The 11,977-nt window shown below is 40.8% G+C and carries 13 protein-coding genes; 5 read left to right on the forward strand and 8 right to left on the reverse strand.

Going from position 1 to position 11,977, the window contains the following annotated elements:
• Positions 1-12: 12 nt before the first annotated feature.
• From accB to dsbD, 3 genes are all read right to left on the reverse strand, one after another.
• Positions 13-468, reverse strand: a complete 456-nt coding sequence (gene accB, locus OA91_RS11970; RefSeq protein WP_063338646.1) for an acetyl-CoA carboxylase biotin carboxyl carrier protein — start codon at positions 466-468, stop codon at positions 13-15.
• 73 nt (positions 469-541) lie between these two features.
• A complete protein-coding gene (aroQ, locus tag OA91_RS11975) occupies positions 542-991 on the reverse strand; it encodes a type II 3-dehydroquinate dehydratase (RefSeq protein WP_046016780.1) in 450 nt (149 codons plus the stop codon).
• A gap of 140 nt (positions 992-1,131) precedes the next feature.
• Positions 1,132-2,943, reverse strand: a complete 1,812-nt coding sequence (gene dsbD / locus OA91_RS11980) for a protein-disulfide reductase DsbD (RefSeq protein ID WP_063338647.1) — start codon at positions 2,941-2,943, stop codon at positions 1,132-1,134.
• Positions 2,944-3,064: 121 nt separating this feature from the next.
• Between dsbD and OA91_RS11985 the strand changes: the two genes are divergently transcribed.
• Genes OA91_RS11985 through OA91_RS11995 form a run of 3 tightly spaced genes read left to right on the forward strand, consistent with a single transcriptional unit; the run spans position 3,065 to position 5,535 of the window.
• Positions 3,065-3,946, forward strand: a complete 882-nt coding sequence (locus tag OA91_RS11985) for a hypothetical protein (protein WP_063338648.1) — start codon at positions 3,065-3,067, stop codon at positions 3,944-3,946.
• Between the two features lie 12 nt (positions 3,947-3,958).
• A complete protein-coding gene (locus OA91_RS11990) occupies positions 3,959-5,008 on the forward strand; it encodes a DUF2333 family protein (protein ID WP_063338649.1) in 1,050 nt (349 codons plus the stop codon).
• 2 nt (positions 5,009-5,010) lie between these two features.
• Positions 5,011-5,535, forward strand: a complete 525-nt coding sequence (locus OA91_RS11995) for a GNAT family N-acetyltransferase (RefSeq protein WP_063338650.1) — start codon at positions 5,011-5,013, stop codon at positions 5,533-5,535.
• A gap of 80 nt (positions 5,536-5,615) precedes the next feature.
• On the opposite strand, the gene OA91_RS12000 is transcribed toward OA91_RS11995, so the two are convergent.
• On the reverse strand, positions 5,616-6,968 hold the full coding sequence (locus tag OA91_RS12000) for an anti-phage deoxyguanosine triphosphatase (RefSeq protein ID WP_231870367.1): 1,353 nt from the start codon (positions 6,966-6,968) through the stop codon (positions 5,616-5,618).
• Between the two features lie 119 nt (positions 6,969-7,087).
• On the opposite strand from OA91_RS12000, the gene OA91_RS12005 reads away from it, so the two are divergent.
• On the forward strand, positions 7,088-7,363 hold the full coding sequence (locus OA91_RS12005; protein WP_052702046.1) for a LysR family transcriptional regulator: 276 nt from the start codon (positions 7,088-7,090) through the stop codon (positions 7,361-7,363).
• Here the strand turns inward: OA91_RS12005 and OA91_RS12010 are convergent.
• The 4 genes from OA91_RS12010 to pabB all read right to left on the reverse strand — a co-directional run bounded on the left by OA91_RS12010 (position 7,360) and on the right by pabB (position 10,931).
• On the reverse strand, positions 7,360-7,857 hold the full coding sequence (locus tag OA91_RS12010; RefSeq protein WP_063338651.1) for a DUF523 domain-containing protein: 498 nt from the start codon (positions 7,855-7,857) through the stop codon (positions 7,360-7,362). The two genes, OA91_RS12005 and OA91_RS12010, sit on opposite strands and share 4 nt — an antisense overlap.
• 87 nt (positions 7,858-7,944) lie before the next feature.
• Entirely contained in the window at positions 7,945-8,679 is a 735-nt protein-coding gene (locus OA91_RS12015; protein WP_063338652.1) for a phosphoadenylyl-sulfate reductase, read from the reverse strand.
• Between the two features lie 141 nt (positions 8,680-8,820).
• Positions 8,821-9,465 carry a CoA pyrophosphatase gene (locus tag OA91_RS12020; protein WP_046016786.1) on the reverse strand — a complete coding sequence of 215 codons (645 nt, stop codon included), beginning with the start codon at positions 9,463-9,465 and terminating at the stop codon, positions 8,821-8,823.
• 8 nt (positions 9,466-9,473) lie between these two features.
• Positions 9,474-10,931, reverse strand: a complete 1,458-nt coding sequence (gene pabB / locus OA91_RS12025; protein ID WP_063338765.1) for an aminodeoxychorismate synthase component I — start codon at positions 10,929-10,931, stop codon at positions 9,474-9,476.
• A gap of 90 nt (positions 10,932-11,021) precedes the next feature.
• Here pabB and OA91_RS12030 point away from each other — a divergent pair, with 90 nt between their 5' ends.
• Positions 11,022-11,903, forward strand: a complete 882-nt coding sequence (locus OA91_RS12030) for an alpha/beta fold hydrolase (protein WP_063338653.1) — start codon at positions 11,022-11,024, stop codon at positions 11,901-11,903.
• Positions 11,904-11,977 lie beyond the last annotated feature (74 nt).

The following is an 11,977-nucleotide window of genomic DNA, read 5'->3' on the forward strand; positions in this document are numbered from 1 at the left end:
CTATTGAAGTAATTAAACGATAGTTACAAGCGGTTGGTCGAATTCAACTGCTTCGCCGTCTTCAACAAGGATGGCACCGATAGTACCTGACTTGTCAGCTTCGATTTGGTTCATCATTTTCATTGCTTCAACGATACAAATAGTATCACCAGCATTTACTTTTTGGCCAACCTCAACAAAAGCTTTAGAGCCTGGCGCTGGAGATCTGTAGTGAGTACCAACCATAGGAGATTTAACGGCATGGCCTGATACTTCTGGCGCTGCTGCTGGAGCGATTGCAGCAGGTGCCGCCGCTGGGGCAGGTGCTGCTGCAGCTGGAGCCGCAACAGGTGCTGGTGCAGCGTAAGCTACAGGTGTTGCACCACCACGGCTGATGCGTACTGCTTCTTCGCCTTCTTTAATTTCGATTTCGTATACATTGGATTCTTCCAATAGTTCGATCAATTTTTTGATTTTACGAATGTCCATGTTTGGTCTCTTCTGTCTGTGTTTATTTTTCCAAAAAGTCTAAGCCTTTTGGTGTTAATTATGAGCGCGAACGCTAGCCATGCTTATCCTGAGTGCAATAAGTCATAGCGAAATCTAGTGCATATTCATACCCTTTGGTGCCAAGGCCACAAATGACTGCTTTAGCGACATCATTAAAATAAGAGTGATGTCTAAAAGGTTCTCGGGCATGAACATTAGAAAGGTGAACTTCTATAAAAGGTGTATCAATCGCTAAAATAGCATCACGAATGGCGACACTGGTGTGGGTAAAGGCAGCAGGGTTAATAATGATAAAGTCTACGGCCCCGCGAGCATCATGGATTCGATTAATGATGTCGTGTTCAGCGTTGGATTGCATAAAGTCCAACGAGTGTCCCGCATTTTGAGCTTGTTGAGTCAGTGTTTTTTCTACGTCAGCTAGTGTTGTTGATCCGTAAATCTCTGGTTCACGAGTACCTAACAAATTTAGGTTAGGACCATTTAGCACTAAAAATGACGCCATACACTTTTCCCTTAATTGATAATTGACGTGAAATTATCGTTAAAAAGCAGGAATTTGTCTAGTTCTTCGGGAAAAAACACATAATTTGTTTTTCTTGTTTGCTTTTTGTTCTTTAGTAAACTTTTTACTTGGTTTTTGCGTTACTGATTTTGCTTCAAGCTATAATTTAGTCGATCTACGACTTCTTTCTTGCTTGGTTCACCAACCAAAGCTATGTCTTTTAAATGCTTACCTGTGTCAGTGAAAAACAAAACACTTGGAGGCCCATATAAAGAAAAAGCTTGAAGAAGCGCTTTGTTATCGGCTGAGTTGTCTGTGACATCCGCTCTGACTAGGGTGAATTGATTTAGTAGAGGGACAACATCTGGTGCTAAAAATATTTCTTCTTCCATGACTATGCAGCTAATACACCAGTCGGCGTAAAAGTCGAGCATGATAGGCTTACCTTTTGGGTTATTGGCAATAATTTTGTTTAATTCTTCAAGAGAATAAATGTCGGTAAAGTCTAATTCTTTAGCGTCTGCTTTAGTGATTGTTTGATTCAAGGTTAAATGGTGCAGTGGTGCTAAAGCGTTTCTACCTCCTGATGCTCCACCAATAGCTTGTATTAGCGCTATCATAAGCGTGATGATACCTAGGCCTAAGCGTAAAACATTGTGTTTGTTAAGCTGGTAGCGCATGAGAAAATAAGCACCCAAAAAAGCAAAGAAAACACTCCATAGAATTAATTCGTAATGGCCTAGGTTTAGGCGACTAACCAACCAGATTGCTACACCTAATAGTGCAAAACCCATGAGAGCTTTAATATCATTTAGCCATTCGCCTGCACGAGGTAAAATTTTGCGTCCAAAAAGTGCAACCAATAATAAAGGTGTAGCCATCCCCAGCGCTAATACAAACATAAGTCCTGCACCGTAAAGAGGGTCTGCTTGAGCGCTGACATATAAAATAATCCCGGCTAAAGGTGCAGATACGCAGGGCGACACGATTAACGTTGCGACGATACCTGTGATGATGACACTGATGCTTTTGTGTTTGCCGTTACTATTGCCTAGATTCTCTAATTTGTTCTGTAAGCTGGAAGGGAGCTTTAAGTCAAAAATACCGAACATGGCAAGTGATAATAAAACAAAGATACTCGCGCTAATCATGAGTACTATCGGGCTTTGTAAATAAGCTTGGATATTGTATTTGGTACCAAAAAAGCCAGCAATTGCACCTAACGCCGCATAGGTAGATGCCATGGCAAGAATATATAAAAGGGTATAATAAACACCTTGCCAAGGTTTTTTCTGCGAGCCAACTACAATGGCAGAAACAATAGGCACCATAGGTAAAACACAAGGTGTTAATGAGAGAAGAAGGCCTAAACCAAAGAGAGTCATTATAATAGTAAGACTGCTACCGCTTTGAATCAGATTGATAATTTCGCTAGTTTGAGAGGGTGCAGGCAAAGCCGGGTCTAGACTCAAGGCTGGGGAGATAGAGGGTGTTGCTTGACTGTTTGTAACTGTTACTTCAATAGGTAAGGATTGAGGAGGATAGCAAAGTCCTTTATCCGCACAACCTTGATACTTAACTTGCGTTTTAATTAATGTGCCTGCAGGTAAATTTTCATCGTAAACAAGCGTCGCTTTGAATTTGTCTCGATAAACTATCACATCGCCAAAATAAGGATCAGTTTTATCTAAGCCTTGTGAAAAAGGTTCGAAGCGAATTTGGCTATTTAATTCACTTTGATCAACTAGTTTAAATTGGTGCTGATAAAGGTAGTAGCCGTCAGCAATGTCCCACATCACCTCAACTTGGTTATTTTCCTTTGGACTAAAACTAAACTGAAAAGCTTCTTGTACGGGTAAAAATTCATTTTTTGAATTAAATGGAAGTTTTAAATCCAATGCGTGCAATGATGCACTGGTTAAGAATAAAATAAGCAGGGTAAGGTATCGCATAAAATCCATCTGTATAGTGATGCTAAAATCTGAAACGGGCTAATGTTAACGTGTCAGACACGTGATTGTGAAATTAGTTGCCAATAATATGACTTTTTATGAAAGTTAGGGGGAGAGACGTTTGAAATCATTGCTGGCGGTATTTTTAGTTTTATTATTGAGTGCTTGCCAATCTGTTTCAACCACACAAGCAAATGCAGCACAAAATAATGCTTCTGAGGCTATTGTGTCCGAAAATGTTAGTGATAATTCAGGCTTTATCACTAATGTTAGTTTGAAGCAGGCTGTAGATGTTGAGCAAATAGATAGTCTAATGCAGCTGGAAAAAGTGGGTGAAGAGGTTGCAGTAGTCGAGAAACCGAAAGTTATCGCAACTAAACTAGATGAAGCGCCTGTCTCGTTAGACCCTATAACCCTAAGCTTATTAGAAAGAGGTGAAACAGCATTAGCGCAACAAAAGCTACTTACACCAGAAGAAGATAACGCTAACCTTTATTTTCAGGCCGCTTTAGGTCGAGAACCTGATAACCTTGCAGCTCAAACTGGGATTAAAGAAATTGTCCGTTATTACACAGCTTGGGCATTGGATAAGGCTAAGCAGGGGCAAACGAGAAATGCCAATAAATATCTTGCCGCGGCAAGTTTTGTAGATGAGGCAAACCCTTTAATAAAGCAAACAAAGCAAGAAATTAAGGATTGGCGCGCAGGTATAAAAAGGACATCAAAAACGACTAAAAATGATCAGAAACAGTCAAAAAGTTTGCAAACTAAATTTTATTTGCCGCAGAACTTGTTTAGTTTGCCTGAAGCGCTTGTAATTCAAAAGTTACAACCAATTATTGATAGAATTGAAAAAGATCAACTTAATATCGAGATCTTTTGGCCGAATGATAAAGAGGCGAGATTGCTTTATCGCATTATCAATAGCCGTACGGAAGATTTTCGTGTGCGAGGAATGATATATTGTCGTGCACAACATATGATTGAAGTTAAACAAGGTTAAGGTGTATTTAACATGATGAAATTCGCAGATAAGTTGTCTTTTTTGCAGGGAGCTGGACGACTGTCTAGTGTGGGGAAGTGGGTCGCCATACTTGTGGGTGTTTTGTGTCTTGTATGGACTGCTCTCGGTATTTATTGGAGTAATGAACCTGATCAGTTCGATGTTGTGTCAGCGGCAAAACAGCAAGCGGAGCAAAGAGGCTATCTTAATAATAGTAAAAAGCTTGTGGTGGGTTATACCACAACAAATACCTTGTATACCTTGGTTGATATTTTGCTTGAAAAACCGGGTGGCTTTTTAAGTAATGACATCACTCCGCCCGGTGTTTTTATTGATAATATTCCTGCTTGGGAGTTTGGTGTTCTGGTACAAGTACGTGACTTGTCTCGTGCATTACGTAAAGATTTTAGTCGTTCTCAATCTCAGTCTACAGAAGACCAAAACCTCAAAATTGTAGAGCCGCAATTTAACTTTGATCACAATAGCTGGGCGCTTCCTTCTAGTGAAAGTGAATATCAGCGTGGTAATGAAGAGTTGTTAAAGTATCTGGATAGACTAGCAGTACGTGGTGAAGGCGGTGCTCAGTTTTATGCTCGTTCTGATAATTTACAAAACTGGTTGCAAGATGTTGAGACGCGTTTAGGAAGTTTATCTCAACGTTTATCTGCCAGTGTTGCTCAGACACGTGAAAATACAGATTTAGCTGGTGATGCCAATGCACAACAATCTACCCAAGAAATGACTCAGCAAAAAGTAAAAACACCTTGGCTTAAAATTGATGATGTATTTTATGAGGCAAGAGGTGCGAGTTGGGCACTGATTCATATGTTGAGAGCCGTTGAGGTTGACTTTGTCTTTACTCTGCAAGACAAGAATGCCCTTGTAAGTCTTCGTCAGATTATTCGTGAGCTAGAGGCAAGCCAGGCAACTGTTTGGTCGCCAATGATATTGAATGGTAGTGGTTTTGGGATGCTAGCGAACCACTCACTGGTAATGGCATCTTATATCTCACGTGCTAATGCTGCCATCATTGATCTTCGTCGTTTGTTAGAGCAAGGCTAGTTGTGAACCTATCTCAGCAGGGGCATATTCGACTCGCTGAGTTGGAAGATGCCCCTGCTATCTTGTCTATCTATAATCAGGCAATTGAAACTGGATTTGCTACTGGGCATTTAACGCCTATTCAGCTTTTAGATGTTCTTGACTGGTTAGAAGCTGGGCATCTAGAGCGTCCTTTTTGGGTGTTTGAGTACGAAAATACCGTGCTTGGCTGGGCAAATGTAGATGATTTTCACGGATTACCTACCTTTTCAGATTGTGTTGAAGTGGGTGTTTATGTTTGCCCTGACAACCATAGGCGAGGAATAGGTAAAGCCTTATTAAAAAGGCTAGAAAAAGATATGACGTTATTAGGCGTTTCTCACCTAATGGCATTTGTTTTTCAACAAAATAAATCCAGCTTGGCTTTGTTTAATTTACACGGTTTTGAAGAGTGGGGCTTATTGCCCAAAGCGGCTAAAGTTGCGAGTCAGCAATTCGATATTTGCCTTCTGGGTAAGTATTTAGATGTTGAGGATTTAGAGAGCTAAACGAGATAGTCTGTTATTTTAAAAAAAGGGCCTGTGGCCCTTTTTTTGTACTGATTAAATGAGAGTAATGAATGGGTTAGTTACATAGGTTCAAATACAGAGCCAAGGCTAGGCACAAAGAGTTTGTTATAAAGTCGACTGGCATAATCATCAGTCATAGATGCCATGTAATCACAGATAATTCTATGGCCATTCTGGCTTTGCTCTTCGGCTTCTAACCATTCAACCGCAAGATCTTGTGGCAAGAGTCTTTGCGGATCAGCGCTAAGAGCTTCAAACATTTCAAGCAACATTTGCTGTCCTTTATAAACCAGCATTTGTACCTCTGGTTTAAAAATAATATGTTTCATCTCAAACTCTTTTAATGCGCTAAGTGCTGTTGCTTCAGGGTTAGGGAGCTTAGCTTGGAACTTGAGTAAAGGGTGTTCAAAATCTGAGTTTTCAACTATCTGACAAGAGGTGATGAAATGGCTGACAAGAAAGCCTATAGCATCTTTTCTTAAGTGGCTTTTTCCACTAAAGAGCTTGTCTCGTATCATTGTAATATTATCAGTAAGGGTGGGGCAGTTTGCTTCTAACAGCTTAGGCTCTAGATGTTGCTGCCACATGCTCAAAGTTACCATGCCTAGCACGATAGCATCTTCAAGGTCATGGACCCCATAAGCAATATCATCTGCAAGGTCCATAATGCTGGTATCAAATCCTGAGTGGCATGACTTTGCGTGCCGACTGTCAGGTAGTTTCTTTACTTGCTTAAAGGTGTCCCTGTCTGATTGAGAAAAGGGAGCTAAAATCCAGTCAAGTAAATCTTTCTCATCATTGTAAACACATTTTGGTGGTGCCCAAAGTTCAGCTTTGAACTGACGGAAAGAGGCTTGCTTGCCCTCATACTTGCCTACGACATCTTGATGAGCCACAGGGTATTTTAAAATGCCTAATAAACTTCGACGGGTAACATCCATACCGTATTCAAGAGAGTAGGAGCCACGTTTTCCTAGAATACGCAAAGATTGGGCGTTACCTTCAAAGCCTCCATGTTCAGTCATGAGATAATTTAGTGCCACTTCTCCACCATGGCCGAAAGGAGGGTGACCAATATCATGACTTAAACAAATGGTTTCTATTAAAGATTCATCAGGTAGCCAAGTCTGAAATTCAGCTTGGCTAGAATTGGCACTTCGTAAGTGGTGTACTAAGCCATTACCAATTTGAGCGACTTCTAAAGAGTGGGTCAACCTAGTGCGACTATAGTCATTTTGTCGTATGGCGAGTATTTGGGTTTTTGATTGTAGGCGTCTAAAGGCTGCGCTGTGAATGATTCTCGCCCTATCTCTTTGGTAGGGGGTTCGATAGTCATTATCTCTTGACTCAACCGGACCTGATTGACGTTCTTGCCATACATTGAACATATTCTGCTGTTCAGAATCAGCCACTTTAGGATCTCCTCGCTAAGGATTTAGGCGGTTAGTCTTCATCTTTCACGAAAAGACGATTTAGGTCAATGTTCGTTGTAAATAGAGCTGCCATAATTTGAGCTTATATTTGAAATCTTATGGATGACGCCGTGTTAAACAGCCAACATTTAATTACGTTTAAACTTTTGGTGGAACAAGAAAGTTTTACCCAAACAGCACGTTCACTAGGCATAACTCAACCAGCAGTTAGTCAGCATATTCAAAAGTTAGAGCAAGAGCTTGGACGAGTATTGTTGATTCGTCATGGTCGTAAAATCGAATTGACTGTAGCAGGTAAAACCCTGTATCAGCATGCTCAGGATTTAGAAAAGGAGTATCTAGATCTTATGACTCGTTGGCCGCAGACTGCTTAGATAGATAAGTGTTCTTGCTCAAGTCGGTTAAGGTATTGCTCAGCTTGTTCTAACTGATTTTCATTAAAGACTTTGATTTGAAGTTTGTTAAGTGCCTCGGCGGTAATGCCTTGGCCAGGTATTTTTGTGCCTGAAAATTGGCCATTATAAACTTCTTCATTTCCGCAAGAGGGGCTGTTAGCTTTTAAAATAGCAAGTTTAATCTCTTCTTTGACTGCGAGATCACAAGCCAGTTGAGCGCCATGTCTAAATGCTTGGGTAACTGTTTCACCCTCAATGGTCATGACTTCAAGATAGTTGCTTGATTCTTTATCTGAGATGATTTCTGCAGCGGCTCTTGGCGTGCTAAGCCCTCCAGCTACTTCAGGACATACGCTTATAAGGCGTCCTTCTTCCTGCCACTTTTTCCAAATCAGAGAGGGTAAAGCATTGTCTTTGCCATCGTAACGCACAGGGTGACCATCAAGGCAGGCACTTACAAGAATTTTGTACATAGGGCTTCTTTGTTATCAAAGCTCTATGATAACACTGCAACTTATAAAGAGAAGCCTATGAAGCTTCTCTTTATAACGTTAGATGTTTTATTGATTGTTTACTGGGATAAGGTTTGAAGCGTGTAGGCCACACTCTTTGTGCTCAGATTCTTCCCACCACCAGCGACCTTCTCTTTCATGCTGATTAGGAAGTACAGGGCGGGTACAAGGCTCGCACCCAATGCTGATGTAACCTTTTGCATGTAGCTCGTTGTAAGGTACATCAAACATCTTGATATAGTTCCAGACATCTTCAGATGACCAATTGGCAAGAGGGTTAAACTTGTACAAAGGCTTATCTTCTAAGCTAAATGCGTCATCCAGTTCCGCGATAGCAAGTTGAGTTCGTGTGCCATGGCTTTGATCTTTTCGCTGGCCTGTGATCCATGCATCAAGTGTATGTAACTTTTTACGTAGAGGGGCGACTTTACGAATACCGCAGCATTCTTTATGACCGTCATCGAAAAAGCTAAATAATCCCTTTTCACGGGTAAAGGCTTCTAGCTCTTCACGATCAGGGCTTAGGATATCGATTTTAAGTTTATAATGTTTTCTAACTTGCTCGATAAAGCGATAAGTTTCAGGGTGTAAACGTCCAGTATCAAGTGAAAATACCTGAATGTCTTTTTTTGCCTTTACAGCCATATCAATTAGAACAACATCTTCAGCGCCACTAAAGGAAATAGCAATGTTGTCGAACTCTTTTAATGCGTTGTGAATAATTTTTTGTGCCGCATCTTCCGTGTTTGCTTGAGTAAAAGCATCTAAATCAAATGATGTCATGTATTGTGCCTAAAATGGTTAGCCTCTTTTAGCGCAACCATAGCAAGATGTGACACGCTAATGAAATAAGAAAGCACACTAACCTTATGCTTTCTTGGATTAACTGTGAGAATGATTTTTATTTATCAGAGCAGGGTGCAATTAGTGCTCATTAGTGAGGGCTTGGTATAGGCAATATAGAATGCCAGCGGTGACACCCCATATATGAATATTCTCATAAGTCACTTCAAAAAAACCTCTTGGTTTGTCAGCGAGTATTCTGTGCTCAAACTTAAAGTTTTTTGGGTTGAGTAAATAATCTAAAGGAACCCAATAGGCTGACTCAACTTCATCATAACAAATCATAATAGGAGTGAGTTTGGTTACTTCAGCAATGACTGGGCTCACACAAAAACCTGATGTGGTGAAATAATCACCTAACTGGCCAATAACATTAAAGTTTTGTGGTTTTAGACCCACTTCCTCTTCTGTTTCTCTTAATGCTGTGGCAATAACTGTGGCATCTGTGGCATCCATTTGACCACCCGGGAAGGCAATTTGCCCCGGATGGTTACGCATATGCTTAGCTCTTTGAGTTAATAGTACTTGTAAACCTGCTGTGGGCGAATGCCAAATAGGCAATAGTACAGAGGCAGGTTTAAAGGTTAGATCGTATTCGCTTGGTGCTAATTTCTGATCTGGGTTCTGAACGTCAGGTGTGTAAAATTTACTATCGAGCGCCCGTGAGATCTCTTCGATACTGGGAGAGATCGCAGGGGAAGCCAAAAATGTTTCTACATCCTTCATAGTATCCCTTAACTTAGAAATTCTGTTTCCAAAGTATGGGTCAAACGCTTCACTTTTGTGAAAGTTTCACGAAATTCTTCTTCGCATTTTGAGTCGGCAACAAGGCCGCCTCCGGCCCAACAGTGTATATTTTCTTTATCAGCAACCAAGCTTCTAATCGTGATGCTCGAATCCATTTGCCCGTTTAAACTGAAGTATGCAATCGATCCACAGTAAACTGAACGCTCATGTGGCTCCAGCTCATCTATGATTTGCATGGCTCTAATTTTTGGTGCGCCTGTTATTGAGCCACCCGGAAAGCTATGTCTAAATACATTAAAGTGTTTATGCTTTTCTTGGATGCTGCCAGTAATAGTTGAAACAAGATGATGGACATTTGGGTAAGTTTCTAGGGCAAATAGCTTAGGTACTTTAATTGACCCTGTATCACAAGTTCTTCCCATGTCGTTACGTAGCAAATCGACTATCATCAAGTTTTCTGCTTTATCCTTAGTAGAATTTAGCAATTCTTGTGCCAATGCTTCGTCTTCTGCTGGTGTTTTACCTCTAGCTCGTGTGCCTTTTATTGGCTTTGATTCAACTTTACCTTGATCAACTTGCAGGAAACGTTCTGGTGAATGGCTGAGAATGCTACCCAGTTTATCGATTTCCATATAGGCTGAAAACGGCGTAGGGCAGCTTTTTCGTAGACTTTGGTAAGCCTGTAGCGTATCACCAAGGTATTGGCTGCTAAAGCGTTGAGCTAAATTGACCTGATAGCAGTCACCAGCCTGAATATATTGCATGACTTTTTCAAACTTGGTTGCGTACTCATTGGCTTCCATGTTTGATTCAAACTTATGTTTCAGCTCAAACTTTGTCTCTGATTGCCCTGCTAGGTCTAGGCTTGATGTGCTGTTAGCCTCTAGATTGGCTTGCGCCTGTTCAAAGCTTTTATGGCGATCTAAGATTCCATTAATTTCTTCTTCCTCACACCAAGGGGTGAACATTAAAAAGGTTTGTTTAGATGCATGTAGACTGATGATTGCCCAGCCATAAAGACCAGCTTGAATGATAGGTAGGTTAACATCATGCGTCACTGTGTTGGGCAAGCTCTCAACAAAGTGGCCGCCATCGTAACCAAAATAGCCCACAAGGCCGCCAGTGAAAGGAAGCTCTTCGTCTGCTTGTTTTGCCCAGTCAAACTGACATGCTTTATTTATGATGCTTTCGATGCCTTCCATAACGGGTAAGGTGCCATCTAGATCAAATAAGGGCAGGTCACGCCATTCAAGCTGACATTGTGTGTCATTTAGGTGCGCACTAAGTTTAGCTAAAGGGTCTGCAACTAGAATGTCACATTTTGTGTCAGGAAAGTTAGGGTGGTTACTATCTAACAGTATAGGTTGTGGTAGATCTCGATAAAAAGGGTAAAGGTGAAAGAGTTCTTCTAGGTAAGGAAGATTTACAAGCTTAATATCTGTCATAATAATATCGAAACAAGAAAAAACGCTATTGTATCGACTCTCGCTCATCAGTGGTATCACTTGAACGTCATTCACAAAGGAATATTCCCATTGTCCCAAGTTTTTTATCTTAACCTTGCTAATACTAAGCTTGCCTATCGAGTTTATGAAAACCCTAATGTTTCTGCCCAGCGTACCGGTGTCTTTATTCATGGGGCTGGAGTGGGAGGAGAAATTACTTGGTCTGCAATCATGGAACACCTATCAAGTTGGCACAGAATCATCGTGCCTGATTTAAAAGGTATGGGTGATACCTACGCGCATCATCAAGGCGAAGAGGCTGTTTCTATCGATACTCTGACACAAGAAGTGTGGCAGTTAATAGAGCATTTAGAGTTAAAACATTTTGACTTGGTTGGCTATTCATTAGGAGGCCTTGTTTCACTCAAACTTAACCAGTTGCTGGCTCAAGAGCATCAAGCCGGAAAAAAACTAGATTTAACCATTACCAAAATGTGTTTATTAGAGCCTGCAAGTTTAGATAGAGAAGACAATAAAGAATTGCTTGCCTTGAGAGAGAATTATAAAAAAGCCGCTGAAACGATTAGAGAAACGGGTGATGTGGAGCAGGGTATTGCTCACTTTGTTGACAGTGTCGCGCCAAATAGACGTAAACATCCCATTGCAGAAGCAACGACTCAATCCCGTTTAGCGTACAGGGCGGATGGCTTCTCTTATGCGTTGGATGCAGTAACCGATTATGTTCAACTTGATACGCATGATTTGAGAGCGGATCTATTAAAACTTGCCCCACCCACCTTATTGCTTGCCGGTGATTTAAGTCATGTTGCTTTAAAGCAGCATTATGACCTACTTGCCCAGCAACATTCTGGCTGGGCTTTTGAAGTTTTATCTGGTTGTGATCATTCTTTGCCCTTTCAAAAGCCAAGGCAAATAGCGAAGAAAATGAATAAATGGTTTGCTTCTGAATAAATAGAAAGACTTAAAATTGAGTGAGATCAATAGCTTGATTTGATATTGACTGTTTCACTTTAAATGTAGATTGA

The sequence above is a fragment of the Marinomonas sp. SBI8L genome (assembly GCF_001624705.1).
GTDB lineage: Bacteria > Pseudomonadota > Gammaproteobacteria > Pseudomonadales > Marinomonadaceae > Marinomonas.

Coding starts and splice junctions, on each gene's coding strand:
- OA91_RS12010 (WP_063338651.1), bottom strand. CDS start 7,857: ATGTACAAAATTCTTGTAAGTGCCTGCCTTGATGGTCACCCTGTGCGT.
- OA91_RS12005 (WP_052702046.1), top strand. CDS start 7,088: ATGGATGACGCCGTGTTAAACAGCCAACATTTAATTACGTTTAAACTT.
- pabB (WP_063338765.1), bottom strand. CDS start 10,931: ATGACAGATATTAAGCTTGTAAATCTTCCTTACCTAGAAGAACTCTTT.
- aroQ (WP_046016780.1), bottom strand. CDS start 991: ATGGCGTCATTTTTAGTGCTAAATGGTCCTAACCTAAATTTGTTAGGT.
- dsbD (WP_063338647.1), bottom strand. CDS start 2,943: ATGCGATACCTTACCCTGCTTATTTTATTCTTAACCAGTGCATCATTG.
- OA91_RS11990 (WP_063338649.1), top strand. CDS start 3,959: ATGATGAAATTCGCAGATAAGTTGTCTTTTTTGCAGGGAGCTGGACGA.
- accB (WP_063338646.1), bottom strand. CDS start 468: ATGGACATTCGTAAAATCAAAAAATTGATCGAACTATTGGAAGAATCC.
- OA91_RS12020 (WP_046016786.1), bottom strand. CDS start 9,465: ATGAAGGATGTAGAAACATTTTTGGCTTCCCCTGCGATCTCTCCCAGT.
- OA91_RS12015 (WP_063338652.1), bottom strand. CDS start 8,679: ATGACATCATTTGATTTAGATGCTTTTACTCAAGCAAACACGGAAGAT.